This is a genomic window from Stenotrophomonas sp. WHRI 8082 (assembly GCF_040223995.2).
GTDB lineage: Bacteria > Pseudomonadota > Gammaproteobacteria > Xanthomonadales > Xanthomonadaceae > Stenotrophomonas.
The window spans coordinates 1,522,106-1,544,744 of record NZ_CP167826.1 but is presented as its reverse complement, the minus strand read 5'-3'; the positions used below and the strand labels follow the sequence as shown (position 1 = coordinate 1,544,744).

At 65.3% G+C, this 22,639-nt stretch carries 23 protein-coding genes and 2 tRNA genes; 12 read left to right on the top strand and 13 right to left on the bottom strand.

Annotated elements, in window-relative coordinates; genetic code table 11:
• Positions 1 to 536: 536 nt before the first annotated feature.
• A complete protein-coding gene (locus tag ABRP17_RS06800) occupies positions 537 to 1,298 on the bottom strand; it encodes a sulfite exporter TauE/SafE family protein (protein ID WP_188327371.1) in 762 nt (253 codons plus the stop codon).
• Positions 1,299 to 1,578: 280 nt separating this feature from the next.
• The gene (crp, locus tag ABRP17_RS06795; protein WP_188325257.1) at positions 1,579 to 2,268 is read right to left on the bottom strand and encodes a cAMP-activated global transcriptional regulator CRP; all 690 of its coding nucleotides are present in this window, start codon (positions 2,266 to 2,268) and stop codon (positions 1,579 to 1,581) included.
• 150 nt (positions 2,269 to 2,418) lie between these two features.
• On the opposite strand from crp, the gene speD reads away from it, so the two are divergent.
• Both speD and sugE read left to right on the top strand, forming a co-directional pair.
• The gene (gene speD / locus ABRP17_RS06790) at positions 2,419 to 3,213 is read left to right on the top strand and encodes an adenosylmethionine decarboxylase (RefSeq protein WP_188325256.1); all 795 of its coding nucleotides are present in this window, start codon (positions 2,419 to 2,421) and stop codon (positions 3,211 to 3,213) included.
• A 167-nt stretch (positions 3,214 to 3,380) separates the two neighbouring features.
• Positions 3,381 to 3,701 carry a quaternary ammonium compound efflux SMR transporter SugE gene (gene sugE, locus ABRP17_RS06785; RefSeq protein ID WP_188325255.1) on the top strand — a complete coding sequence of 107 codons (321 nt, stop codon included), beginning with the start codon at positions 3,381 to 3,383 and terminating at the stop codon, positions 3,699 to 3,701.
• A 407-nt stretch (positions 3,702 to 4,108) separates the two neighbouring features.
• On the opposite strand, the gene coq7 is transcribed toward sugE, so the two are convergent.
• Positions 4,109 to 4,753, bottom strand: a complete 645-nt coding sequence (gene coq7 / locus ABRP17_RS06780) for a 2-polyprenyl-3-methyl-6-methoxy-1,4-benzoquinone monooxygenase (RefSeq protein ID WP_188325254.1) — start codon at positions 4,751 to 4,753, stop codon at positions 4,109 to 4,111.
• A 196-nt stretch (positions 4,754 to 4,949) separates the two neighbouring features.
• Here coq7 and rplM point away from each other — a divergent pair, with 196 nt between their 5' ends.
• Together rplM and rpsI are read left to right on the top strand one after the other, a co-directional pair.
• Positions 4,950 to 5,378 carry a 50S ribosomal protein L13 gene (gene rplM / locus ABRP17_RS06775; protein WP_006398837.1) on the top strand — a complete coding sequence of 143 codons (429 nt, stop codon included), beginning with the start codon at positions 4,950 to 4,952 and terminating at the stop codon, positions 5,376 to 5,378.
• Positions 5,379 to 5,380: 2 nt separating this feature from the next.
• A complete protein-coding gene (rpsI, locus tag ABRP17_RS06770) occupies positions 5,381 to 5,773 on the top strand; it encodes a 30S ribosomal protein S9 (protein ID WP_188325253.1) in 393 nt (130 codons plus the stop codon).
• Positions 5,774 to 6,026: 253 nt separating this feature from the next.
• Here the strand turns inward: rpsI and ABRP17_RS06765 are convergent.
• Together ABRP17_RS06765 and ABRP17_RS06760 are read right to left on the bottom strand one after the other, a co-directional pair.
• A tRNA-Gln gene (locus ABRP17_RS06765) sits at positions 6,027 to 6,101 on the bottom strand.
• Between the two features lie 51 nt (positions 6,102 to 6,152).
• Positions 6,153 to 6,229 (bottom strand) — tRNA-Met (locus tag ABRP17_RS06760).
• A gap of 119 nt (positions 6,230 to 6,348) precedes the next feature.
• Between ABRP17_RS06760 and ABRP17_RS06755 the strand changes: the two genes are divergently transcribed.
• From ABRP17_RS06755 to bfr, 3 genes are all read left to right on the top strand, one after another.
• Positions 6,349 to 6,963: an RNA pyrophosphohydrolase gene (locus ABRP17_RS06755; RefSeq protein WP_188325252.1), complete on the top strand. Its 615-nt coding sequence runs from the start codon at positions 6,349 to 6,351 to the stop codon at positions 6,961 to 6,963.
• Positions 6,964 to 7,086: 123 nt separating this feature from the next.
• The gene (locus ABRP17_RS06750) at positions 7,087 to 7,293 is read left to right on the top strand and encodes a bacterioferritin-associated ferredoxin (protein ID WP_188327370.1); all 207 of its coding nucleotides are present in this window, start codon (positions 7,087 to 7,089) and stop codon (positions 7,291 to 7,293) included.
• A 105-nt stretch (positions 7,294 to 7,398) separates the two neighbouring features.
• Positions 7,399 to 7,869, top strand: coding sequence for a bacterioferritin (gene bfr / locus ABRP17_RS06745; RefSeq protein WP_192082528.1), 471 nt, complete (start codon positions 7,399 to 7,401; stop codon positions 7,867 to 7,869).
• A 109-nt stretch (positions 7,870 to 7,978) separates the two neighbouring features.
• Here the strand turns inward: bfr and ABRP17_RS06740 are convergent, their stop codons facing one another.
• Genes ABRP17_RS06740 through ABRP17_RS06730 form a run of 3 tightly spaced genes read right to left on the bottom strand, consistent with a single transcriptional unit; the run spans position 7,979 to position 12,734 of the window.
• Positions 7,979 to 10,204: an ATP-binding protein gene (locus ABRP17_RS06740; protein WP_349985776.1), complete on the bottom strand. Its 2,226-nt coding sequence runs from the start codon at positions 10,202 to 10,204 to the stop codon at positions 7,979 to 7,981.
• Positions 10,205 to 10,246: 42 nt separating this feature from the next.
• Complete coding sequence (locus ABRP17_RS06735; protein WP_349985775.1) at positions 10,247 to 12,091, bottom strand: EAL domain-containing protein; 1,845 nt, start codon at positions 12,089 to 12,091, stop codon at positions 10,247 to 10,249.
• A 28-nt stretch (positions 12,092 to 12,119) separates the two neighbouring features.
• Complete coding sequence (locus tag ABRP17_RS06730) at positions 12,120 to 12,734, bottom strand: DUF4126 domain-containing protein (protein WP_188325248.1); 615 nt, start codon at positions 12,732 to 12,734, stop codon at positions 12,120 to 12,122.
• Between the two features lie 218 nt (positions 12,735 to 12,952).
• Between ABRP17_RS06730 and ABRP17_RS06725 the strand changes: the two genes are divergently transcribed.
• From ABRP17_RS06725 to ampE, 5 genes are all read left to right on the top strand, one after another.
• The gene (locus ABRP17_RS06725; protein WP_349985774.1) at positions 12,953 to 13,690 is read left to right on the top strand and encodes a DUF6776 family protein; all 738 of its coding nucleotides are present in this window, start codon (positions 12,953 to 12,955) and stop codon (positions 13,688 to 13,690) included.
• 4 nt (positions 13,691 to 13,694) lie between these two features.
• A complete protein-coding gene (locus tag ABRP17_RS06720; protein ID WP_188325246.1) occupies positions 13,695 to 14,165 on the top strand; it encodes a polymer-forming cytoskeletal protein in 471 nt (156 codons plus the stop codon).
• A 31-nt stretch (positions 14,166 to 14,196) separates the two neighbouring features.
• Positions 14,197 to 14,586, top strand: coding sequence for an iron-sulfur cluster insertion protein ErpA (erpA, locus tag ABRP17_RS06715; RefSeq protein WP_188325245.1), 390 nt, complete (start codon positions 14,197 to 14,199; stop codon positions 14,584 to 14,586).
• Positions 14,587 to 14,656: 70 nt separating this feature from the next.
• Positions 14,657 to 15,559 (top strand): NAD(+) diphosphatase, encoded by a 903-nt coding sequence (nudC, locus tag ABRP17_RS06710; RefSeq protein WP_188325244.1) that lies wholly within the window; start codon positions 14,657 to 14,659, stop codon positions 15,557 to 15,559.
• 9 nt (positions 15,560 to 15,568) lie between these two features.
• Positions 15,569 to 16,456 carry a regulatory signaling modulator protein AmpE gene (gene ampE / locus ABRP17_RS06705; protein ID WP_349985773.1) on the top strand — a complete coding sequence of 296 codons (888 nt, stop codon included), beginning with the start codon at positions 15,569 to 15,571 and terminating at the stop codon, positions 16,454 to 16,456.
• A 169-nt stretch (positions 16,457 to 16,625) separates the two neighbouring features.
• Here ampE and ABRP17_RS06700 read toward each other — a convergent pair whose 3' ends face one another.
• The 5 genes from ABRP17_RS06700 to yccS all read right to left on the bottom strand — a co-directional run bounded on the left by ABRP17_RS06700 (position 16,626) and on the right by yccS (position 22,561).
• Positions 16,626 to 17,051, bottom strand: a complete 426-nt coding sequence (locus ABRP17_RS06700) for a DUF2752 domain-containing protein (RefSeq protein WP_349985772.1) — start codon at positions 17,049 to 17,051, stop codon at positions 16,626 to 16,628.
• 50 nt (positions 17,052 to 17,101) lie between these two features.
• The gene (locus tag ABRP17_RS06695) at positions 17,102 to 17,380 is read right to left on the bottom strand and encodes a CD225/dispanin family protein (protein WP_192082517.1); all 279 of its coding nucleotides are present in this window, start codon (positions 17,378 to 17,380) and stop codon (positions 17,102 to 17,104) included.
• Between the two features lie 32 nt (positions 17,381 to 17,412).
• The gene (locus ABRP17_RS06690) at positions 17,413 to 17,703 is read right to left on the bottom strand and encodes a CD225/dispanin family protein (RefSeq protein WP_188325240.1); all 291 of its coding nucleotides are present in this window, start codon (positions 17,701 to 17,703) and stop codon (positions 17,413 to 17,415) included.
• Between the two features lie 183 nt (positions 17,704 to 17,886).
• Complete coding sequence (locus ABRP17_RS06685; protein WP_349985771.1) at positions 17,887 to 19,773, bottom strand: MFS transporter; 1,887 nt, start codon at positions 19,771 to 19,773, stop codon at positions 17,887 to 17,889.
• Between the two features lie 607 nt (positions 19,774 to 20,380).
• Entirely contained in the window at positions 20,381 to 22,561 is a 2,181-nt protein-coding gene (gene yccS, locus ABRP17_RS06680; protein WP_349985770.1) for a YccS family putative transporter, read from the bottom strand.
• Positions 22,562 to 22,639 lie beyond the last annotated feature (78 nt).

The window sequence follows — 22,639 nt, the reverse complement described above, 5'->3', positions numbered from 1 at the left end:
GCGCCCAGACGAGGGTAGAGCCGACTTCAGTCGGCTGCCCTGCGCGTGTAAACAGCCGGCTGAAGCCGGCTCTACCGACAGCGCCGCATCGCCTCACACCTGTAGCGCCGAGCCGTGCCCGGCGGCATGCCGGATGCGCCGACCCACCTGCCCGCCGAGGGGGTAGAGCCGACTTCAGTCGGCTGCCCTGCGCGCGAAAGCAGCCGGCTGAAGCCGGCTCTACCGACAGCGCCGCATCGCCTCACACCCGTAGCGCCGAGCCGTGCCCGGCGGCATGCCGAACGGCCGACCGACCTGCCCGCCGAGGGGGTAGAGCCGACTTCAGTCGGCTGCCCTGCGCGCGAAAGCAGCCGGCTGAAGCCGGCTCCACCGACAGCGCCGCATCGCCTCACACCCGTAGCGCCGAGCCGTGCTCGGCGGCATGCCGGATGCGCCCACCCACCTGCCCGCCGAGGGGGTAGAGCCGACTTCAGTCGGCTGCCCTGCGCGCGAAAACAGCCGGCTGAAGCCGGCTCTACCGACAGGCGTGCGCGGTGTTACCGGCCCAGCAGGCCGATGGCCGTGTGGCCGATCTGGTACAGACTGATCGCCAGCACCAGGACGCCAACGGCGACAAGCACCCAGCGCTCCTTGACCCGCTTCACCAACACGGCGGCCAACGGCGCGGCCATCATCCCGCCTATCAATAGTCCCGCCACGATCTGTAGGTGATGCAGGCCCATCGTCAGCAGGAAGGTTGCGGACACCGTCAGCGTCACCACGAACTCTGCTGCATTGACGGTGCCAATGGTCGTACGGGCTTGGCCGCCGCGTGCCAGCAGGGTAGAGGTGGCAACCGGACCCCATCCGCCACCGCCGGTGGCGTCGAGGAAGCCGGCGACCGCACCCAACAGAGGGACGCGCTTGATGTCGCCCTTGGGCATCAACCGGCCTGCCGCGCGCAGCAGAATGACGATCGCAAGCACCAGCAAATACAGATAAATCAATGGCCGGATGACGTCTCCGGGCAGCTGGGTGAGGCCATATGCGCCGACGGCTCCGCCGATTGCGCCAGGGATGGCCAAGCGCACGAACAATTTCCGGTCCACGTTGCCGGCCACCAGATGCGAAACGCCGGATGCGCCGGTAGTGAATACCTCCGCCGTATGCACGCTGGCGCTGACCTGCGCCGGTGGCAGGCCCATGCTCAACATCACCGAAGACGACACCAGACCGAAGGCCATGCCCAATGCGCCGTCGACCAGCTGTGCGCCCAGGCCGATAAGGATGAACCACCAGAATTCGCTGCTCAGCTCCATGCGCGCAGCCTGCGGTGTGGAGGAATATCGGTCAAGCCACTGCCCGCCACTGCACGCGGTGATGGTGGGCAGGGCGCGGTAGAGGCGACTTCAGTCGGCTGCTCTGGGCGGAAGACAGCCGACTGAAGTCGGCTCTACCGGCGTTGTGGGAGGCAGCCGACTGAAGTCGGCTCTACCAGGCGTTGGGGCAGGCAGCCGACTGAAGTCGGCTCTACCGGGCGTTGCGGAGGGTGGCCGACCGAAGTCGGGGCTACCGCGCGGCCCGCAGTACGTGGACGCGTCAGCGCGTCCCGTACAGCACCACGGTCTTGCCGCGGGCATGCAGCAGGCCGTCGACCTGCAGCTTCTTCAGCACGCGTCCGGCCATTTCGCGGGAGCAGCCGACCAGACGGGCCAGCTCCTGCCGGGACACGCGCAGCTGACTGCCCTGCGGGTGGGTCATGGCCTCCGGCTCCTCGGCCAGGTCGTGCAGGGTGCGCACGATGCGGTCCGTCACGTCCAGGAAAGCCAGGCGACTGGCCTTGCGGCTGGTATCCAGCAAGCGCTTGGATATCTGCTGGCCCAAGGCATACAGCAGGCGCGGGGCATCAGTGGACAGCGGGCCCAGGAACAGCTGGTGCAGGCGCTCGTAGCTGATTTCGGCCAGCTCACAGGCGGTCCGCGTCCGCAGGATCACCTCACGGCGGTCCGACTCCACGAAGAGGCCCATTTCGCCGACGAACTCACCGGTGCCGAAGTAACCGAGCACCAACTCACGCTCTTCGTCCTCTTCAGCAATTATTGAAACGGATCCACTGATTACGTAATACAGCGTGCCAGCCGGGTCTCCGGGGCGGAACACGTCAGTGCGGGCAGGGTAACGGCGCCGATGGCTGTGAGCCAGGAAGCGGTCGATGGTAGCAATGTCCAAAGCCAACGGACTGGTAGCAAGGCGCACGGTTGACACGATGGTGGCGCTCCCTCTGCGCATGAACGGATTCACGGGGTGTGGGAGCAGCTTAGCGGAGCGGAAATGTTAAGAGCAAACAGATTGCAGGAACCGTTCGTTCGTTCAGGCTCCCCCCGGCGGCACAATTGCCTCATAATTGTTCCTTTCCCCGCTCTTACAGGATCGACCGCCGTGGTCAAGCCGTTGCCTCGCCTGAGGTTGCAAGGTTTCAACAACCTCACCAAGGCGCTGAGCTTCAACATCTATGACGTCTGTTACGCCCGCACCGAAGAGGAGCGTCAGCGCTACATTGATTACATCGATGAAGAGTACAACGCCGACAGGCTGACTCAGATTCTCACGGACGTTGCCGAGATCATCGGCGCGAACATCCTCAACATTGCGCGCCAGGATTACGATCCGCAGGGTGCTTCGGTGACGATCCTGATCTCCGAAGAACCGGTGATCGACAAGAAGCTTGCCGGCAAGGAGCTGATCTCCGATGCCGTGGTTGCGCACATGGACAAGTCGCACATCACGGTGCACACCTATCCGGAAACGCACCCGCAGGAAGGCATTGCGACCTTCCGCGCCGATATCGACGTGGCAACCTGCGGCGTCATTTCGCCGTTGAAAGCGCTGAACTACCTGATCGAGAGTCTGGAATCGGACATCGTGATCATGGATTACCGCGTGCGTGGCTTCACCCGTGACGTAAAGGGCAAGAAGCACTACATCGATCACAAGATCAACTCCATCCAGAACTTCCTGGCGAAGAACATCAAGTCGCGCTATGAGATGTTCGACGTCAACGTCTATCAGGAAAATATCTTCCACACGAAGATGCACCTGAAGGACTTCGACCTGGATCAGTACCTGTTTGAAGAGAAGGCGAAGAACCTTTCCTTCAAGGAACGCATGAAGATCGAGGCGCTGCTGCGTCGCGAGATCGAAGAGCTGTTCCACGGCCGCAACCTGGCCGAGTAAGAAGCCGGTCTGGCGCACTGCGCCGGACCGTTATGCAGGCGGGACGCCCCGTCCCGTGAAACAGCGATCTGCGCAGATTGGTGTTCCACGGCAGAAAACCGACCCACGGCCCGGTGTGAAAGCACTGGGCCGTTTTGTTTCCGTTATAAAAGTTGAGGAGCATCCCCATGCCCTGGATCTATCTCTTGTTGGCCGGCATCTTTGAAATCGGCTTCGCCATCGGAATGAAGTACTCCAATGGTTTCACCAAGCCGTTGCCGACCGTCGCGACGGTGGTGGCTGCGCTGATCAGCCTGTACCTGATGAGCCAGGCCATGAAAACCATTCCGGTCGGCACTGCCTACGCTATCTGGACCGGTATCGGCGCGCTGGGCGTGGCCGTGTTGGGTATTTTCCTGTTCAACGACAGCGCGTCGCCGGCCCGGCTGGGTTGCGTGGCACTGATCGTGGCCGGCGTGATCGGCCTGAAGCTGGTTTCAACCCCGTAAGGCAACGCGATCTGTCCGCCATCCGCCATCACCGCACGGTCTCTGTAGCGCCGAGCCGTGCTCGGCGGAATGCCGGACGCGCCAAGCGATCTACCCGGTGAGGGTGGAGCCGACTTCAGTCGGCTGGCGTTGCGGAAGGAAGCAGCCGACTGAAGTCGGCTCTACCGCGAGCCGCAAGCACCACCCGCGAACCGCCATCTGCCGTCACCGCACGGATTCTGTAGCGCCGAGCCGTGCTCGGCGGAATGCCGGACGCGCCACGCGATCTACCCGTTGAGGGTAGAGCCGACTTCAGTCGGCTGGCGTTGCGGAAGGAAGCAGCCGACTGAAGTCGGCTCTACCGCAAGCCACCAGCCGCCATCTGTCAGCCGCCATCCGCACGCCACCAGCCACCCACCCCCAGCCCATCAAAGGCGGTAGGCGATCGTCTTCATGACCTTCGACGCCAGCGCCATTGCGCCGGGGATCGGGAAGGGTAAGCGGCGTGCGCCGGCCTGTTCGGCGTGCTCGGCATGCCGTGCCTCGTCTTCCTTCATCACCTTGATCACTTCCCGGCTGCGCAGATCGCCTGCGGGCAGGGTGGTCAGGTGCTCGTCCAGATGCGCTTCCACCTGGCGCTCGGTCTCTACGACGAACCCCAGGTTCCAACCGTCGCCGCGCAGTCCCGCCAATGTGCCGATCGCGTAGCTGCCGGCATACCAGACGGGATTGAACAGGCTGGGGCGGCTGTCCAGTTCGCCCAGTCGAATGGCGCACCAGGCGAGGTGATCGGTTTCCTCCTGCGCGGCCTCCAGCAGGTGGGCACGGGTCGCGGGGTCGTGGGCTACCGCGGCCTGGCCGAAGTACAAGCCTTGCGCGCAAACCTCGCCTACGTGGTTGATGCGCATCAGGCCGGCCGCGTGGCGTCGTTCACTGCGGTCCATGCCCGGCTCGTCAGCCTTGGCGGCAGGGTAGGGGCGCAGGGCCGGCGGATTGCCGAACACGGTGTCCAGTGCGCGCTGCGCCTCGGTCAGCAGGTGGTCCAGCGGGGTGGTCTGGCGAAGCGCGCTCATGGTGGGGCCAATGACGTCGGGGTGCCTCCGATTCTCGCCGCCAGGGCCGCTGCTGCCAAGTCTTGCTGAGCAGGGCAACTTGCACCGCAGGCAAAAGGTGGATAAAATCCCGCCCTTGCGTTTCACCTTCACAACGCGTGGCAGAGTTCCGGCCCTCCTGGCCGCAATGAGCCCGACGACCTATATAGAGTTCTTCATGAGCACTTTCACCGCTAAGAACGAGACCGTCCAGCGCGACTGGTACCTCGTTGACGCCGAGGGCAAGACCCTGGGCCGTCTCTGCACCGAGCTGGCCCGCCGTCTGCGTGGCAAGCACAAGCCGGTCTACACCCCGCACGTTGATACCGGCGACTACCTGGTCGTCATCAATGCAGAAAAGATTGTCGTCACCGGCAAGAAGCTGCAGGACAAGATGTATCACCGTTTCACCGGTTACATCGGCAACCTGAAGACCGAATCCCTGGCTCAGGCGCTTGAGCGCCACCCGGAGCGCGTGATCGAGACCGCCGTGAAGGGCATGCTGCCGAAGGGTCCGCTGGGTCGCCAGATGTACCGCAAGCTCAAGGTCTATGCAGGCACTGAGCATCCGCACGCCGCACAGCAGCCGCAGGTTCTGGATATCTAATCATGGCTATCACTCAAAACTACGGCACTGGCCGCCGCAAGTCCTCCACCGCCCGCGTGTTCCTGCGTAAGGGTTCGGGCAAGATCACCGTCAACGGCCGTCCGCTGGACGAGTTCTTTGGTCGTGAGACCGCGCGCATGATCGTGCGCCAGCCGCTCGAGCTGACCAAGAACACCGAAAGCTTCGACATCCTGGTCACCGCCGCTGGCGGCGGCACCACCGGTCAGGCCGGTGCGATCCGCCTGGGCATCGCCCGCGCGCTGGTCGAGTATGACGAAACCTTGAAGTCCGAACTGCGCAAGGCGGGCTTCATCACCCGTGACGCCCGTGAAGTCGAGCGTAAGAAGGTCGGTCTGCACAAGGCACGTCGCGCCACCCAGTTCTCCAAGCGCTGATCCACCGCGCCTGGCGTGGGGCCCTTCGGGGCTCTGCTGGGAGGAAAACAAAAACCCGGCTTCGGCCGGGTTTTTGTTGTTTTAAAGAACGGTCACATCGTCGATCAGGACCTTATCTACCCGCCTGCATCATCCCCGATGGAGTAGAGCCCCTTGTTGTTAAAGAGAGCGAGCCAACGGTGCGGGGATAAGGTGGAATACGCGCCCAAATACTAAAAAAGGCCTGATCAACGATCAGGCCTTTTTTAGTATTTGGCTGCCCCGGATGGATTCGAACCACCGAATGCCTGAGTCAGAGTCAGGTGCCTTACCGCTTGGCGACGGGGCAAAATAGGTAAATCAATTCTCTCACTTTCCAGGTCGAAAACCAACTCCGACATGGTGGCTATGGGTGGACTCGAACCACCGACCCCAGCATTATGAGTGCTGTGCTCTAACCGGCTGAGCTACATAGCCTTGGTGAGCCGCGTATTCTGGGCATGTGTACGAAGCATGTCAATACTTTTGTGTTCCGCTTGTGGGCCGACAGGCGGCATGGGATAGTCCCTGTCAGTAGATTTCTAGGAGTCCGCATCGTGATCGATCCGGACGGCTATCGACCGAACGTCGGCATCGTGTTGATGCGCCAGGATGGTCAGGTGTTCTGGGCACGTCGTGTGCGCCGGGATGGCTGGCAGTTCCCACAGGGCGGCATGAACACGGATGAGACGCCCGTCGAGGCCATGTATCGAGAGTTGCAGGAAGAAACGGGCCTGTTGCCTGAGCACGTTGAAGTGCTGGGAGCAACGCCTGGGTGGTTGCGCTACAAGCTCCCCGCGCGGGCGATCCGCCGCAATGAGCGACAGGTGTGCATTGGCCAGAAGCAGGTCTGGTTCCTGCTGCGCCTGACCGGTGACGAGTCGCACGTACAGCTGGATCTGACCGACAGCCCGGAGTTCGACAATTGGCGTTGGGTGGATTTCTGGTACCCGGTGGAACACGTGGTGATGTTCAAGCGTGGCGTTTATGCACGTGCGCTGCGGCATCTTGCGCCCATGGCCCGCGGTGTCGACGGTGCGGATGTATCGCAGATGCCGACAGGCGCGCAGGAGGCCTGGATGCCAGGCCATGCCGCGGGGCATGATCGCCCGAGAAAGCGGGCGACCACGAAAGGGTACTGGCCGAAAAAAGTGCAGGGCGACCCTACGTAAGGCCCGCCCGATGGTTGTGGCCTGAACCATAGCGAGAATGATTCAGGTAGTTAATTGACAACCATTCGCGTTTGAAGTGGAATGACGGCAGGCCAGTCCGGCCTGCCAGCGTCAAAGCCCACTGTGTACGTCTGCATCTGCAACGGAGTAACCGATCACCAGATCCGCGCTGCCGCGAGTGATGGCTGCACGACGGTGGCCGAGCTGACCATGCGCACCGGCTGCGGTGCCACCTGCGGTTCCTGCCTGGACATGGCCGGTGACCTGCTGGCCAAGGCGATGGGCACACATGATCTGCCGTTGCCCGTACTGGGTCTGCAGGCTGCCTGACAGTGCCTTGAGCGTGCGTGCGTGATTGAGCACGATTCGCGTTCCTTCATCGCCGCGCCAAAGCCGCTACAGTGCCTGCGTTTTCAGCGTGCAGGAGCACCCCCCATGAAAGGCGACGCCACCGTCATCCAGTACCTCAACAAGGTGCTGTACAACGAGTTGACCGCGATCAACCAGTACTTCCTGCATGCAAAGATGCTGAAGAACTGGGGCATCAAGGAGCTTGCAGAGCACGAGTACAAGGAATCGATCGACGAGATGAAGCATGCCGACATGCTGTCCGATCGCATCCTGTTCCTTGAAGGACTGCCGAATTTCCAGGCACTGGGCAAGCTGCGCATCGGCGAGAACCCGACCGAGATCCTGCAGTGCGACCTGGCGCTGGAAAGCGAGGGCGTCGTGGTGTTGCGCGAGGCCGTCGCGCATGCAGATGCCGTCGGCGATTATGTCAGCCGCCAGCTGTTCACCAAGATCCTGGATTCCGAGGAAGAGCACATCGACTGGCTGGAAACGCAGCTGGATCTGATTGCCCGCATCGGCGAGCCGAAGTACCTGCTCAGCAAGCTGGAAGACTGAGCGAAACGGTGCGCCGCGCGGGGCGCTCGCCGAGCATGGCTCGGCGCTACAGAAGCAGATGCATGCGTCCGCGCGCGCCGTAGCGCCGAGCCACGCTCGGCGGTATCTGTCAGCGCGCTGGACGCCAACCCGCCAGCGCGATCCGCGCGCGGGCAAACTCGGCCACTACCCGCGCCGCCGCAATGGTCGGCTTCTCGAGGCTCTCTGCGCGGGCTTCCAGTTCAATGCGACGTGCGGCGGTCGACAACGCCAGTGCGCCGACATTCGCGCTGGATGACTTCAGGCTGTGGGCAAGTCCGCGCAGGCGCTCGGTATCGCTGGCCTGGGCGGCGTCCTGCAGGTGCTGCACCAGCGCTGGCGTGTCATCCAGGAACGCGGTGATGATCGCCTGGGTGCTGTCACCAATCACCTCATGCAGCTCATCCAGTACCGAGGGGTCCAGCGCGGGCTGCGCGGTGTCCGCGTCACTGGCTGACAGCGTCTCGGCCAATGCATCGGCCATCGGGTCTGCCGCGACGGCACCGGTCTCCGGGTGGCCCCAGCGTTCCAGCATGCCGCGCAAGAGCCGCATTTCCACGGGCTTGGATACGTAGTCGTCCATGCCAGCCTGCAGGCAGCGTTCGCGATCACCGGCCATGGCATTGGCGGTCATCGCGATGATGGGCAGCCGGGGGAGGTGATGGGCGGCTTCGTGTGCCCGCCAGCGTTGGGTTGCCGCATAGCCGTCCAACACCGGCATCTGGCAGTCCATCAGCACGACGTCCACGCCGCCGGCATGCAGTTCCTGCAGTGCCTGCTCGCCGTCCACTGCCGTGCGTACCGTGCACCCCAGGACCTCCAGCACGCGTTGGGCGACCAGCAGGTTGACGCCGTTGTCCTCAACCAGCAGCAGGCGCAGGCCAAGCGGCGTTGTCGGGGCTTTCGTCAGTGGGCGCAGCGACGCCTCGCCCAGCGACGCCTGGCCCAGCAGCGGTGCGGGCCGTGCCGAGGCGCGTACCGGCACCAACAGGGCATGCAGGGTGCTGTCGCTGACCAGTTCATCCAGCCAGTGCTGGCCGTTGCGTGACGCGGCGTTGCCGAGCTGCAGCCATAGCACCTGCGGCGCGTCGTCGCCGCGCTCCGCCAAGGCCCGCTGCAGGGAAGCGTCGCCGTTGCGCAGCAGGCGCCCATCCACCACCAGCCACGCCAGCGGCCGCGTCGCGGCGCGCAGCGGCTCAAGCGCTTCGGCCAGGGTAGTGACCGCCTGCACCTGCAATCCATGCTGTGCCCCCACGCGGTGTACGCGCTGCTGCAATGCGGGGTCCTGACTCAACAGCAGCAGGTGGCCCAGCTCCGGACCGTACCCGTTGCCCGTATCGCCGGCCGCTTTTGACAGGGCTATTTCAAACCAGAACGTGGCGCCCTGGCCGGGCTGCGATTGCACGCCGATCGTCCCTTGCATCAGTTCGATGATGCGTCGGCAGATTGCAAGGCCCAGCCCTGTGCCACCGTACATGCGGGTGGTGGACGCATCGGCTTGGCTGAAGGACTGGAACAGCCGCGGTTGCTGCTCCGGGGCGATACCGATGCCGGTGTCCACTACCTCAAAGCGCAGCGCATGGCGCCGCACGGTCTCGCCCAGCCGCCGCACCTTGACGCTGATCTTGCCGCGCGCGGTGAACTTGATGGCATTGCCCAGCAGGTTGCCCAGCACCTGCCGCAGGCGGACCGGATCGCCGCGCACGGACAAACGCACCGAAGGGTCGATCTCCAGCTCGATCCGCAGGCCTTTGGCCTCGGCAGCGCGTTGCATCAGCTGCACCACGCCCTCGAGCAGGTCACGCAGGTTGAAGGTGGTGTCCTCCAGTTCCAGCGCGTTGGCCTCCAAGCGGGAGTGGTCCAGGATGTCATCGACGATGCGTAGCAGCTGCTGCGAACTGAACGCCGCCGTCGCCAGCATCTGCCGTTGTTCGGCCTCCAGCTGCCCGCGCCCGATCAGGTCGAGCATCGGGATGATGCCGTTCAGCGGCGTGCGGATTTCATGGCTCATCGTGGCAAGGAACTCGCCCTTCGCCAACGCGGCGGCTTCGGCAGCCTGCTTGGCCAGCAGCAGTTGTTGTTCCAGCTGTCCCTGCTGGTCATGCAGTCGCTGCAGGTGGTCACGCTGCTGCTGCAGATCGGTCAGTCGAAGGTCGCGTTCGCGTGCGCGTTCGTGGCGCGCGGCGAGCCGCTGCCCATGCAGGAAGAACAGGGCCACCGCCGCCGCTGCGGAAAGCGCGGCCAGCCAGGGCCACGGCCCGGCGAGCTCCAGCGCGGCCGCTATCGCCAGTGCCACGGTCGCCAGTGCGACCCCCATGGCCGGCCACCAGCTTGATGTGCCCCGCCCCTGGGCCATCGGTTACAGCACCGCGTTGAGGAAGTCGAAATCCAGGTCGCTGCCAGCGGACTGCACCATGTTGCCCTGGATGAAGTCGACACCGCCTACCCACATGGCGGCGGCCGCCTGCGGATCTTCGATCTGCTGGCCGATGATCTGCAGGTTGGCCCGGTGCGCCGCTTCGATGGCACTGCGCATCTCGTCGCGGGTCTGCGGATTGGCATGGCTGCTGGAGAAGCGTGCCGCCATGCGTACGAAGGCCAGCGGCAACTGGGTCAGCAGGGCATTGGCCTCCGCGCTGGGTTCAAACTGGCTGAGGCAGAAGCGCACGCCCAGCGTGGCTACCCGCGCGCAGAACTGCTGCAGTGTCACGGTGTGGATCAGGGCATCGGGCAGGCGCACGTCGATCACCAGCGCACTGCCTTCCAGGCGGCGCTGCTGCAGCGATTCCAGCAGCCAGTCGGCGAAGGCATCGCGGGCGAGCGTGCGCAGCGACTGCGACACGAACAAGTGCAGCGGCGGTGATGCGTGGCGATAGTGGTCCAGCAGGCCCAGCGCGTGGTCCATGACCTGCTGGTCCAGATCGGCGATGCGCCCGGCGGCTTCGGCAGCCGGGATCACCTGGCCGGCGGTCAGCACGCTGCCATCGGCCTGGCGCAGCCGCAGCAGCACCTGGTACTGCGCGTTGCCGCCGCCGGCGACGGCGACGATCGGCTGGTAGGCCAACTCCAACTGCCCGTCCAGCATGGCCAGATGCTCATCACTGCTGGCCTCGACATGCGGCACGTGACCGGCAACGCCGGCCGTGAGCAGGCGGGCCTGCAAGGTGGTGCGCTCGATGGCTTCCAGCGCGCTGCCGACATCGGCAAAGCCCGGCGACAACGGCGCAAAGCCGATCACCCCGCGCAGGTGCACCGATTCTTCATCGCGTATCACGAAGGCGCGCGCGGAAAGCTGTTCGCGCAGAGTCTTCGCGGTGGCGTCCAGCTGCTCTTCGTCGATGCCGCGCGCCAGGGCCAGGAAACTGTTGTCGTTCAGCCGGGCCAGCAGGTACGGCTGCGCGGCTTCTGCCAAGCGTTGCCCTGCCTGCACCATCAGGCGCTCGAATGCGGCGTAGCCATAGCGTTCGCGCAGGCCCAGCGCGCTGGCGATCTCGATGAAGAACACGCCGCCGTGATCACGGTGGGACAGTGCGGCGGCCAACTGCTGCAGCAGGTGGTGGCGCGTCGGCAGGCCGGTCTCCGGATTGTTCAGCAGCGGTCCGCCACGCTCGCCCGATGCGCTGGCCGCCTGCGCGCGCGCGCGGCGGATGCGGTTGGACACCGCCGCAATCAGGTGACGTGGACGGATCGGCTTGCTCAGGTAGTCGTCTGCGCCGCTGTCGAGCACTTCGAACTGGCGCTCCGGGTCCGGGTCACCGCTCAGGAACACGATGGGCAGCATCTGCATGCCCGGCATCTGGCGGATCATCGCCGTCAGGCGCATGCCGTCCAGGCCAGGCAGGTGCAGGTCCATCAGGATCAGGTCCGGTGCATGCTCGTGGATCGCGGGCTGCACGCTTTCCGCATCGCCGACGACCACCGCTTCCATGCCTGCGCCGTGCAGCACGCTCTGTGCGAACAGCGCCTGCGCGCGGTCATCTTCGACGACCAGCACACGGTAAGGCGCGTCACTGGGCAGCAGGTCGGACGGCACGCCCGCCTGCGCATCCATGGTGGCGGGCAACGGCGGCGGGGTGGCTGCAGGAAGCGCGACCACGTTGTCGGCGAGGGCGGTCGGCTCGACCGGCGCCGACGCCCAGCGCTGCCAATGATCGGCCGGTGGGGTTTCAGCACGTGCGTTGCGTGGGGAATTGGGATCGTTCACGAAGTCGGCAGCGTCGAAGGTAGGGGGATTATGCGGCAGGGCCTGTGCGCGAGATATCGCGATGCCCGCCCGTCAACCAACGTACACCCTTCCACAAGGCGCGCCAGACCAGCCACACCGCCAGGGCACCGGCCAAGCTGCAGGCCAGCACCACGATCAATGCCAGCCACGGATGGGCCAAGGCCAGTGCCAGACCGCCGACGACAAGGGTGTCTTCGGCCGCCGAAGCGACCCAGTTGCTGGCGGGCTCCGGCGAGGTGTTCAACAAGGCGCGGGTGCCGGCTTTGAGGCCATGGCTGGTCAACGCCACCGCTGCGCCCGCAAGCAGGGTGCCGTTACCGAGGTCGCCATCCGGCGACAAGGTGGCTGCGGCGAGGAATGCGCCAGCAGGCACCCGCGCCAGCGTCTGCAGCAGGTCCCAGGCCGAATCCACGCCGGGAATCTTGTCGGCGAAGAATTCGGCGACGGCCAGGACGGCGGACGTGCCGAGCACCCAATACGATTCGGTGGCCTGCAGCGCCGGCGGCAGGTCGACCCAGCCCAGCAGCCCGGCCAGGCCAACGCCGAATACGGTCAGGTAGACCCGGATGCCGGCCAGCCAGGCCAGCAGGATCCCGATCACGAACAAGTGGGCGTCGGTCATGGCGCAGGCTCCAAAGGAAAGCTCGGTCAGAGCGGCGGCTGGCCACCCCGAAGGGGCCGCTCGCCGGAAGGCTGCACTATCAGCGAAGGCGTCGCTGAATGCCACAGGCGGGCAGTCGGCACGGGCGGAGCGCTGCCTGCGTCCTGAACTACAATAGGCGCGACTGACTGCCTGACGCCGTGCCTGCCCTGCGCAGCGCGCAGCCCCGGAGACCTGCCATGAACCATCGACCGCCTTCGCGCGTCCAGATCCGCCTGCCGGGCCATGCCGCCCGGGGTCCCCGCCGTCCGTGGCTGCTCGTGGCGGTCGGCGTTGCCGTGATGCTGCTCGTCGGCCTGCTGGGTTTCTGGCTGGGCCGCCCCGGTGGTGAGGTCGGTGACACCCTGCAGGGGACGCAGAAACGTGCCGATGCCTTGCAGCAGGAGCTGGTGGAACTGCGCCAGCGTCAAGCCACGCTGGAAGCCTCTGATCGGATCAGCCGTGCCGCCAACAACGAAGTGCAGGCATCGCTGGCCGAGCGCGACGAGGAAATCGCGGGCCTGCGCGCCGATGTGGCCTTCTACGAGCGCCTGGTGGGGGCCACCAGCCAGCGCAAGGGACTCAATACGCATTCCATCGAGTTCCGCTCCGAAGCGGCCGGTACGTATCAGTACACGGTGGTGCTGACCCAGAACCTCAACCGGGGCGCTATCAGCCAGGGTCAGATGCGTTTTACCGTGGAAGGCGTCAAGAATGGACGTCTGGCCACGGTCAGCTGGGATGACCTGCACCAGCGCAGCAAAGTGCCCGGACAGGAGTATTCCTTCCGGTACTTCCAGCAGTTGAGCGGCAGCGTCATCCTGCCGTCGGACTTCACCCCGCAACGGGTGAAGGTCACACTGGGTAGTGGAACGGGGGGTTCCACGCAGGTATTCGACTGGAAACAGGCCGGTGCACCGGCCACGAACGGGGAGTAGGACAATGTTTGGAAGCAGCAAATCCAGCCGTGATGGGCAGTTGGTCGTCGATGCGTTGATCGGCAGCCAGGTGGTGATCCGCGGTGATGTGGAATTCAGTGGTGGCCTGTATGTGGAAGGGCGTATCCACGGCAAGGTGATCGCACAGGAAGGCGCCAGCGCCGCCAATCTCACGCTGGCCGAGAACGGGGTCGTCGAAGGCGAGATCCGTGCCCAAGTGGTGGTGATCAGCGGCCGGATGGACGGTGACGTGCATGCGACCGAGCGCGTCGAGTTGACCCCGAGCGCGCGGGTGAACGGCAATGTGCACTATCAGGTCGTGGAAATGGCGGCGGGTGCCCAGCTGAACGGTCGGCTGATCCATTCCAGCGCCCCGATGGCCGCGCTGCCGCCGCCGGAAACCGGCAAGGATGAGGCCGCATCCGGCAAGGGCGACACCGCTGCCCGCCGCAAGCTGGCCGAGGCCATGGCTTGAAAGCCGACCCCCGCGGCCCCATGCTGAAGCCATGAGCACGTTGATCTCCCTACCCGGCACTGCCGCTGCAGCGCCGGGCTATCAGTCCCTCGACCGCCCGTTGAACTTCACCGAGTCCGCTGCGGCGAAAGTGCGCGAGCTCGTCCAGGACGAAGGCAACGCCGATCTGGCGCTGCGCGTCTATATCCAGGGCGGTGGCTGCTCCGGTTTCCAGTACGGGTTCGAGTTCGATGAGAACCGCGCCGAGGATGACCTGGCCGTGCAGACCAGCGGCGTCACCCTGCTGGTGGATCCGCTGAGCCTGCAGTACCTGATGGGCGCCGAGGTTGATTACACCGAGAGCCTGACCGGCGCGCAGTTCGTGATCCGCAATCCGAATGCGAAGACCACCTGCGGCTGCGGTAGTAGTTTCAGCATGTAAGGGCACGGGGCGGCGCGTAAATGCGCTGCCGCGACTTGCCAGCCGCAGCCCATGCGTTCAGGCTTGGCAGATGCCTACCCATCTCTCGCCGCTGTCCGGTTTTTCCTTTGTCGATGAGCCGCTGGAGCGCGCTGATGCCCTGCGTGCCGATGCCGATGCCCTTGCGCGTCTTTGGCCCGATGCACGCATCCTGATCCTGGACCGCGACGGCACGGCGTTCACCGGCGCTGACGACCAGCCGTTGCCGCTGACCGGTGCCGATCTGGGCGGTGGTCCCGGGACGGCCATCTTCCTTGGCCTGCGTGGTGCGCAGGCGTGGTTTTCGGTAGAAGCGGCGGCGCTGGATGTGACCGCACCGGGGCGCATGGACCTGCGCCAGGCTGCGCTGTCGTGGTCGATGGGGGATGCGACCGCCTTCAGTTACGCGCGCGGCATGTCGTACTGGCATTCGCGCAATCGCTTCTGCGGTGTCTGTGGTGGCGAAGTGCGTTTCGAACGAGGGGGCTTCGTCGGCCGCTGCCAGCAATGCGCGGTGGAGCATTACCCGCGCGTGGACCCGGCAGTGATCGTCGCCGTGCAGAACCGCGGCCGCCTGCTGCTGGGTCGCCAGGCGAGCTGGGCGCCGCGGCGCTATTCGGTACTGGCCGGTTTCGTCGAGCCGGGCGAATCGCTGGAACAGACCGTGGTGCGCGAAGTCTTCGAAGAGAGCAAGGTCAGGGTATCGGCGTGCCAGTATCTCGGCACCCAGCCGTGGCCGTTCCCGGGTGCGCTGATGGTGGGCTTCAGCGCACAGGCTGAGGATGACGCGCCGGAAGTGGACGGTGAGCTGGAAGACGCACGTTGGTTCAGCAAGGAAGAGGTCGGTGCCGCGATCGCCCGCGACGTGCACGATGACGGTGACGGCATCCGCCTGTCACCCCCGATCTCGATCTCGCGCAGCCTGATCGAGCACTGGTACCGCCAGCAGCCCTAGGAGCGTCGCATGTTCACCACGCTGGTTGCCGTACTGGTCGCGTTGGCTCTGGGCCATGTGGTCCCCGCGTTTGCGTCACGGCTGCGGCGCTTTGAAGGCTTCCGCCACTGGCTGACATGGCTGGGTGCGCATGCGGGACCGGCATGGCGCGGCCCGGCCGGCGTGGCAGTGGCCGTCGTGCCGCCCGTGCTGCTGCTGGCCCTGCTGGCCTGGTGGCTGCATGACCGGCTGTATGGACTGCCCGCGCTGCTGCTGGGCATCGCGGTGCTGTGCTGGTGCTGGGGGCCGCGTGATCTGGATCGTGATGTCGAGACGATCATCGATGCCGATGAGGCCGCTGTGCGTCACGCCGCCTTGCAGAACCTGCAGTCGGCGGGCGGCAGCCTGCGCGACGATGTGCCTTCGCTGGTGGACGCCACGGTGTACAACGCCCTGCGTCGCTGGTTCGCGGTGCTGTTCTGGTTCCTGTTGCTGGGCCCGGCCGGTGCGTTGGGGTATCGCCTGTTGGCGCTGATGGCCATCAGCCCGATGCGCGCACGGGTGCCGCCGGACACCTTGGACGTGGCGCAGCGCGTCCTGGGCTGGCTTGAATGGCCGGTCGCACAGGTGATGTCGCTGTCGATGGCGTTGGTTGGCAACTTCGACACGGCGTGGACCGCATGGCGTCAGGCGCATGGCGAGCGCTGGCGGCGCGATGTGGGGTTCCTCGGCGCCGTGGCGCGCGCCAGTGTCAGTGCCGAGCTGCGCGAAGAAGCCCACGATTACACCGATATGGGCCTGCTGCCCGTCTGGCAGCGTCTGCCCGAACTACGCGACGCCATGAGCCTGGTCTGGCGGATGCTGCTGCTGTGGCTGGCCGTGCTGGCGCTGCTGGTGATCGCCGGCTGGATAACCTGACAAACCGGGTAGAGCCGACTTCAGTCGGCTGGGCAATCCTGGGTAGAGCCGACTTCAGTCGGCTGGCTGTCCAATCAGCCGACTGAAGTCGGCTCTACCAGGGAATCCGGCTGTGGCTGTCCGATCAGCCGACTGAAGTCGGCTCTACCGGGGGACCGGTGCATCCGGCTCACCCGGGCGCAAGGGCCATGAACGGTGCCCACGGCAGGTTGCGCAGCACCGCATACCCCAGCAGCAGCACAAGCCACATCATCGGATTGGCCAGCATCCGTATCAGCGGATCAAGCACGCGCATGCGCACGCCGGCCCCATTGAGCAGCATCAGCAGCAGGAACGGCAGACTGATCACCAACAGCGGATTCATGGCCATCGCGCCGGCCAGGTCGCCGTGGACCAGAGAGTAGAGGCAGCGCGTGCTACCGCAGCCGGGGCAGTACAGGCCGGTCAGCGCGTAGAGCGGGCACGAGGGCAGGGGATTGCCATCGGCATAGGGGTTGACGTGGTGCAACACGACGGCAGCGCCGGCAGCCAGCGCAACGGCCGTGCCCAGCGGCAGCCAGCGTTGCAGAGAAGGCGGTAGGACAGGCAACGGCATCGCTCGTGCAGGGAACGGGATCCGGCATGTGCCGGACCCCGTCGATCCGCTTAGTAGCCGCTGTTGCTCAGCGCGCCCATGCCGCCGAGGGCAACCACGAAGATCGCGTACAGCACCAGTACGACGACGCCGGCGATGGCAGCCCACATCGAGAACTTCTTCGCCTTGTCCGAGGCTTCGCGTGCACCGACGATGTCGCCGGCAGCAATCTTGCCGTTGACCTGCGCGGCAAAGACGATCGACACGATGCCCAGCGGCATGCAGCAGAAGAGGGTGGTCAGGATCGCCCAGACGAGGTGGTTCGGGATCTGCGGGTTGACTGCATTCATTGCATAAGCTCCTTGGGATGGTGGGTGGTGACTCAGTTACCGGAGAGGGCGCCCAGCGCAGCGATGCCGCCGAACAGTCCGAACCACAACAGCAACAGGACCGGCAGCGCAGCAGCCGAGGCCACTGCCCACCATCCCGCCCTGCGCGATGCGTCGTGTGCGCCCACGAGGTCGCCAGCAGCGCGGCGACCATCGACCTGGGCGGCATAGACGATCGACACCACGCCCAACGGCAGGCAGCAGAAAAGCGTCGACAGGATCGCCCAGACCAGATGGTTCGGGACGAAGACCGACGAGGTGCCCAGCGGTGGTGGGTGATTCAAGAGCGAGACTCCATTCCATGGTGGCCGGCAGGATCAACGGCGTGCCGGTGCGCCCCCCTGTGGCTGGGTAATCTACAGCAATGAACGACAGGTGTATGCGTCTTCGGCGTGTTTTCTGGAACCGATTACATCGATCCCGTCGCGGACAGACCCACCACGAGGGTGGGGCGTCACGTCGATGGCTCAGGCGTTGTCCCCGCGGAGCGACCGCACCTGCGCTTCCAGCAGGTCGGCGTTGGTCGTTGCGCCATCCACGGCAGACGCGGCCGCGACGTCGATCGTCGCGCGGAACCGCCGCGGTATGCGCATCCGGCCAAGGCGGCTGTCGCGCCGGCTCCACATGCTGCTCCACATGCCGCGCAGCGCCATCGGCACCACCGGTACGGGACGGCGCTTGAGGATCTTCTCCACGCCACTTTTAAAGGCCGTCATGTTGCCATCCCGGGTCAGCGCACCCTCCGGAAAGATGCACACCAGTTCGCCTTCGGCGAGCGCCGCATCGATCTCGTCGAACGCGCGCTGCATCAGGGCAGGGTCCTCCTTCGCACCGGCAATCGGGATGGTCTTGGCGGTGCGGAAGATCCAGCTCATCACCGGGATGTTGAAGATGCGGTAGTACATGACGAAGCGCACCGGCCGCGGGATGCTGGCCGAAAGAATGAGCGCATCCAGATAGCTGACATGGTTGCAGACGATCAGCGCCGGGCCCTCGTCCGGCACGCTCGCTTCGATGCCGTGCGGACGCAGGCGATACAGCACGCGCACCATCAACCAGCTGAGGAAGCGCATCAGGAACTCGGGCACGATCGTGAAGATGTAGATCGCCACCAGCGCATTGGCGACGCCCAGTGCCAGGAACAGCTGCGGGATCGTGATGCCCGCGGCATGTGCCGCCAGCCCAACGCCCGCCGCGGCGACAATGAAGCCCGAGTTCTGGATGTTCAGGGCAGCGAATACACGCGACATCTCCGACTTCGGCGTGCGGCTCTGGATCAGTGCGAACAAGGGCACCACGAAGAAGCCGGTGAACAGGCCGATGCCGAGCAGGTCGATGATGATGCGGGTACTGCCGGCCTGCTGGACGAACTGGATGACGGACAGACCTTCCGCCGTGGCCTCACCGGCCCGCGCGAAGTACAGGTCGAGCAGGAAGGCGGTCATGCCGAAGGCACCCAGCGGAACGAGTCCGATCTCCACCCGTCGCCCGGACAGCTTCTCGCAGAGCAGCGAACCGACACCGGTGCCGACGGAGAACAACGCGAGGGCGAAGATGTACAGGGTGGGCTCGCCACCGAGGTTGGTGACCGCATAGGTCGGCAACTGCGATGTCAGCACGGTGCCGACGAACCAGAACCACGACACGCCGAGGATTGCATTGCGTACGGCTTTCTGCTTCTTCGCCATGCGCAGCACGGCCAACGACTCCGGAAGGGGATTCCAGTTGATCTTCAACGTGGGATCGCCCGCATCCACCTTGGGAATCATCCGCGCGCACAGGTTGCCGCAGACGGCGAGGGCGATCACTGCGGTTGCGGCGACCACCGGGCCGTGGCTGCCGGCAAGGGTGAAGATCAACCCGCCGACGATCATGCCGGTCAGGATCGACATCGACGTGCCCATTTCCACCAGCCCGTTGCCACCGGTCAGCTCTTCCGGCTTCAACACCGACGGCAGTACCGAGTATTTGACCGGACCGAACAGGGTGGATTGCAGGCCCGTACAGAACAGCGCCACCAGCAGCACCGGCATGCTCTGGGTCAGGAAGCCGGCCGCGGCCAGCGTCATGATCACGATCTCCATGGTGGTGGTGATCACGATCAGGCGGGATTTCTCCAGCTTGTCCGCGATCTGCCCGGCCAGCGCAGAGAACAGGAAGTACGGCAGGATGAAGATGGCCGGCGCCAGCGTGGTGTACAGCGAGCGTTCGTCGGCAGACACGCCGAGATAGAACAGCAGGCCGATGATGGCCTGGCGGTACACGTTGTCATTGAATGCGCCGAGCGACTGCACGATGAAGAACGGCAGGAAGCGGCGCTGACGGAGCAGGTTGAACTGGCTGTGGCCTGACATGGAAACTCCCTTCGGACCGGCGGAAGCCTAGCATCCGGCGCGTAACGGATGCTTGCCTGCGGCGGGCTGGACGAAGGCAAGTGCAACGTCAACGTCAGCGGCTACAGGGCTGCGTGCCGGCGGGGCGGGGTGGGTTGACGGGGGACGGCAAGGGCCGCATCCATGCGGGCCTCGTTTCGTGCCATCCATAGCACTCAACGCCCCCGCCAACCCACCCCGCCCCACCCTCGACAGGTTCATGGCGGCTCTGGGTTTACATCGGTAGCGCCGACCCATGGTCGGCGAGCGCAGCGGGCTGTTGGCGGAAACATTCCGCCGAGCACGGCTCGGCGCTACCGGTCCGCATGCCACGACAGGTTTCGCGGCCCCCATGGACCCGTCGGGTGGAGGGAGCCCCTGAGTCAGGGGCGGCCGCGAAGCGGCGGGGTGTGGGTGGTGGTGAGACGGGGCCCACGGTTTGCGCAGCAAAGCGTGGGAGCGGCAGCGCGAATGCGATGACGTGGACCCCGCATGGATGCGGCCCTTGCCGTCCCCTGTCCATTCCCACCGCCCGGCCCAAACCCAGCGGCAGCACCAGCAGCCAGCCGCGAGGGGCCCTACCCGATAACTACCGCACCGGCATCCGCACCGCCTCGTTCGCTGCCGCCCGCAGCTTCGGCAGCAATCGCAACGCCAACGCTACCTGCGTGCGGATCAACTGCAGCTTCGGCGGCATCGCATCGTCGAACTGCTCCAGCTGCTCGGCAATGGCGCGGTCGTTTTCATTGTCCGCATCGCCGATCTGCTCGCGCTCGGCCAGTGCACGCGCCAGCTGCTGCAACCCCTGTTGGACCCGCTCACCGGCGGACAACGCCAGCGGGTCCTGGGCGAAGCTGTCCACCTGATCGCGATGTGCGCCCAAGGCCGAGAGATGCCCGAGCAGCGTGTTGGACAGGGCAAGGAACCGGAAACTGGCATCCAGATTACGGCGGACGTGGCCGGGCTCGCGCAGCATGTTGGACAGCGCCGTGGACAGGGCCGCATCCGCGTTATGCATGTCGCGACGTGCGATGCGGTAGGCCAGGTCATCGCGCATGCCGCTGCGGTACTGGCCCAGCACGGCCTCCAGATAGCGCGCAGCACTGTCCAGGACGCGCGCCAGCACCTTGTTGAGCTGGCGCCCCTGCCAGTCGGGGAGGATCAGGAACGCGGCGGCTGCGGCAAGGGCGCAGCCCAGCACCGTATCGACCATGCGCGGCACGATCAGCAGGAAGCCGTCACCGATCAGGTTGAAGCAGGTCAGGGCCATCACCGTGATCGCACCGGAGGCCATCAGGTAGCGGTCGGTACGGGTGAAGAAGAACAACAGGGCAGACAACAGCGCGATCAGCAGTTGGCTGTGCAGGTCCTGGAACAACTGCAGCAGGGCCCACGTCAGCACCAGGCCGACCAACGTGCCGGCGATGCGTTGCGCCAGCCGCTGCCGGGTGGCGCCGAAGTTCGGCCGACAGACGAACACGATGGTCAGCAGCACCCACGATCCGTTCTGGAAGTTGAACAGGGAAATCGCAGCGAAGCCGACGATCAGGGCGATCGCCATGCGCAGACCATGGCGGAACAGCACCGAGCCGGGCGTCAGCTGCTGGCGCAGCCGCGTGCCCATTTCGCGCAGCGTATGGGGGTTGTTGTCGCGCAGGCGGGTGTCGACGTTATCCAGGGTGGCGTCGGAGTTTTCGGCATCCAGCAGGCGGCGGCCGATGCTCTGCAGGTTGTTCACCAGCAGGTCCAGCGAGGCCAGCAGGCGGCGCCACTGCGGGCGATCCTGACCACGCAGGAACGCCAGCGAATCCACCAGATCGCGCGCTGCCTGTTGGTTGCTGTCGCCGTACACGAAGGGCCGGCGAACGCGGATCGCTTCGCCCAGTCGCGCGCAGGCTTGCCCCTGCAGGTCCAGCAGGCGCTGGCAGCGGTACAGCACATCACTGTGGAAAAACGCATCCACCAGCGCGCCGTAGGGGTAGTGCGATGAACTGGCGCGCTCGTGGAAATCCTGCGCGGTGTAGTACAGCCGCAGATACAAGCCGGAGTTCACCGCCGGCCGGCCGGAGCGTCCGAAGCGGGCCAGGATCGCGGTCTTGGCGACGTTCAATGCATCCACCACGCGGCGGTTCTGCTCGGCCAGCGCCAGCTGACGCCGTTGCAGGTCGGCTTCGCGTACCGGCTCAAACAGCGTGGCCTTCAACTGCAGGTAACGACCCAGTTCCACATACAAGCGGGCCACGCGCTCGCGCACCGGACGGTTGGCGAACAGTGCCGTCCACAGGATCGACAGCAGGCCGTACCACGTGGCGCCTGCGAGCAGATGGCTGACGGCCTCCAGTGACGTGCGCCAGTCCTGCGCACCGTGGTGCTCGAGCCCGATCATCGTGTAGATGGCCAGCGTCACGGTCGCTTGGGCGATCGACGCATAGCGCTCACCCAGGCCACCCAGCAGGGTCAGCCCGAAGGTGGACAGGGCCAGCGCACTGATGAACAGCCACGGTACCGGGAACAACCAGACCACCGCCGCGGCGGCCAGGCAGAAGCACAGCAGCGACAAGACCACGGCCTTGGTGCGGCCCCACGCGTTGTCATCCGTCTCTGCGATCGCACTGGCGATGATGCCGAGGAACACCCCGGGCAACGCCGTGAGCGCATCGAAATGCCAGCACACCGCCATCGCCGCGGTCAGGGCGATGAACACCCGCAGGCCATAACTGGCCTTCTCGTGCGCCCACAGGCGGCTCAGACGGGATTCTCGGGCAGGCATGCGGACCCAGCAACAGAAGCAGCCTCCATTATCGTGAAAAAAGGGGACGGAGGGGATTAAGTCGCATTCGGCCATAGG

What these genes read in the sequence shown, in the direction of transcription:
- ampE (WP_349985773.1), top strand. Translation starts at nt 15,569, where the DNA reads ATGTTCACCACGCTGGTTGCCGTACTGGTCGCGTTGGCTCTGGGCCAT.
- crp (WP_188325257.1), bottom strand. Translation starts at nt 2,268, where the DNA reads ATGCGCAGAGGGAGCGCCACCATCGTGTCAACCGTGCGCCTTGCTACC.
- sugE (WP_188325255.1), top strand. Translation starts at nt 3,381, where the DNA reads ATGCCCTGGATCTATCTCTTGTTGGCCGGCATCTTTGAAATCGGCTTC.
- coq7 (WP_188325254.1), bottom strand. Translation starts at nt 4,753, where the DNA reads ATGAGCGCGCTTCGCCAGACCACCCCGCTGGACCACCTGCTGACCGAG.
- bfr (WP_192082528.1), top strand. Translation starts at nt 7,399, where the DNA reads ATGAAAGGCGACGCCACCGTCATCCAGTACCTCAACAAGGTGCTGTAC.
- ABRP17_RS06725 (WP_349985774.1), top strand. Translation starts at nt 12,953, where the DNA reads ATGAACCATCGACCGCCTTCGCGCGTCCAGATCCGCCTGCCGGGCCAT.
- ABRP17_RS06730 (WP_188325248.1), bottom strand. Translation starts at nt 12,734, where the DNA reads ATGACCGACGCCCACTTGTTCGTGATCGGGATCCTGCTGGCCTGGCTG.
- ABRP17_RS06800 (WP_188327371.1), bottom strand. Translation starts at nt 1,298, where the DNA reads ATGGAGCTGAGCAGCGAATTCTGGTGGTTCATCCTTATCGGCCTGGGC.
- ABRP17_RS06700 (WP_349985772.1), bottom strand. Translation starts at nt 17,051, where the DNA reads ATGCCGTTGCCTGTCCTACCGCCTTCTCTGCAACGCTGGCTGCCGCTG.
- nudC (WP_188325244.1), top strand. Translation starts at nt 14,657, where the DNA reads ATGCCTACCCATCTCTCGCCGCTGTCCGGTTTTTCCTTTGTCGATGAG.
- yccS (WP_349985770.1), bottom strand. Translation starts at nt 22,561, where the DNA reads ATGCCTGCCCGAGAATCCCGTCTGAGCCGCCTGTGGGCGCACGAGAAG.
- ABRP17_RS06740 (WP_349985776.1), bottom strand. Translation starts at nt 10,204, where the DNA reads ATGGGGGTCGCACTGGCGACCGTGGCACTGGCGATAGCGGCCGCGCTG.
- ABRP17_RS06695 (WP_192082517.1), bottom strand. Translation starts at nt 17,380, where the DNA reads ATGAATGCAGTCAACCCGCAGATCCCGAACCACCTCGTCTGGGCGATC.
- ABRP17_RS06685 (WP_349985771.1), bottom strand. Translation starts at nt 19,773, where the DNA reads ATGTCAGGCCACAGCCAGTTCAACCTGCTCCGTCAGCGCCGCTTCCTG.
- erpA (WP_188325245.1), top strand. Translation starts at nt 14,197, where the DNA reads ATGAGCACGTTGATCTCCCTACCCGGCACTGCCGCTGCAGCGCCGGGC.
- rpsI (WP_188325253.1), top strand. Translation starts at nt 5,381, where the DNA reads ATGGCTATCACTCAAAACTACGGCACTGGCCGCCGCAAGTCCTCCACC.
- rplM (WP_006398837.1), top strand. Translation starts at nt 4,950, where the DNA reads ATGAGCACTTTCACCGCTAAGAACGAGACCGTCCAGCGCGACTGGTAC.
- ABRP17_RS06720 (WP_188325246.1), top strand. Translation starts at nt 13,695, where the DNA reads ATGTTTGGAAGCAGCAAATCCAGCCGTGATGGGCAGTTGGTCGTCGAT.